Below are 205 nucleotides of genomic sequence, written 5' to 3'. Positions count from 1 at the left end.
CCCGGCGTCAGGCAAGGGCGCGGAAGGACTCGCCCGGGGTGATCGCCAGCCGGATCGTTGGCGAGGCGTTCATCACCATCGGCGTGCTCATGCTGCTCTTCGTGACCTACCAGCTCTGGTACACCAACGTCCTCGCCCACCAGGAGGCGGGCGGCGCCGCCAACAACCTGCACAAGCAGTGGGACGAGGGCGGCGCCGAGGACCG

At 69.3% G+C, this 205-nt stretch carries 1 pseudogene; it reads left to right on the top strand.

Going from position 1 to position 205, the window contains the following annotated elements:
- Positions 1 to 205, top strand: a pseudogene (locus AOK16_RS28760) (class E sortase); the annotation flags it as partial.

It is taken from the genome of Streptomyces pathocidini (assembly GCF_001418495.1).
In the GTDB taxonomy this organism is placed as follows: Bacteria; Actinomycetota; Actinomycetes; order Streptomycetales; family Streptomycetaceae; genus Streptomyces; species Streptomyces pathocidini.
The sequence above is the reverse complement of the archived record's forward strand: the minus strand, read 5'-3'. Positions and strand labels throughout refer to the sequence as shown.